The sequence below is a fragment of the Virgibacillus kekensis genome (genome assembly GCF_042654125.1).
Taxonomy (GTDB): domain Bacteria; phylum Bacillota; class Bacilli; order Bacillales; family Amphibacillaceae; genus Lentibacillus; species Lentibacillus kekensis.
The window spans coordinates 1-889 of the sequence record NZ_JBHSFU010000021.1 but is presented as its reverse complement, the minus strand read 5'-3'; the positions used below and the strand labels follow the sequence as shown (position 1 = coordinate 889).

The 889-nt window shown below is 40.4% G+C and carries 1 protein-coding gene; it reads left to right on the top strand.

Going from position 1 to position 889, the window contains the following annotated elements:
* Positions 1–689 (top strand): helix-turn-helix domain-containing protein (locus ACFO3D_RS18905; protein WP_390299982.1); only part of this gene is annotated, 689 nt, incomplete at its 5' end.
* Positions 690–889 lie beyond the last annotated feature (200 nt).

Below are 889 nucleotides of genomic sequence, written 5' to 3'. Positions count from 1 at the left end.
TTTTTGTGTCTAAAAGGAGAACCAGGCATACCTTAGAGGAACGGATTCGGGGAGTACAGAGCGTAATCGAAGATAAAAGAACTATATTTTCTGTGGCCAGAGAGTATGGAGTGCATGTGGACACTATGGAAGGTTGGGTTCGTAAATATAAAGCTAATGGGATAGATGGATTGAAGGAAACAAAAAAGTGGAAGCAATATTCTCAGGAATTGAGAAAAGAAGCTGTGGAATTCCATCTTGTACACGGGCACAGTTTAAGGGCCACCTGTGAGCAATTCAATATTTCAACGCATTCGGTTTTACGTGGCTGGATAAAGCTTTATACTAGTGGAAAAGAGATGAAATCCACTAGTAAAGGAAGAGGAAAAATGAGCCGAGGACGTAAAATAACATTCAAAGAACGTGTCGAGATTGTACAATATAGCCTAGCCAATGATTACAACTACCATAAAGCTGCTGAAAAATATCAGGTTTCTTATCAGCAAGTCTATAGTTGGGTTCGTAAATATGAGAAAGATGGCGAACAAGCCCTTCGGGATCGTCGGGGGAAGACGTTGGAATCCAAGCAAAATCTGACCGAGGAAGAGAAACTACAGCTTCGGATTAAGGAATTAGAGCATCGTACTCAATACTTGGAGGCGGAAAATGGTCTCTTAAAAAAGTTGAAGGAAATCGAAAGGAGGAGATAACACGATTAGGGCAACAACTGCCTAAATTTCAAGCGATTCATGCCTATCATGAGGACACAGGTGTCCCGATTCAATTATTGTGCGGGATTTTAAAGGTATCACGCTCCGGTTATTATAAATGGCTGAACCATACACCGAATGATCAGGAAAAAGAAAATGCATGGCTGATGGAGAAAATTAAAGAAGTATTCAAACAGTAT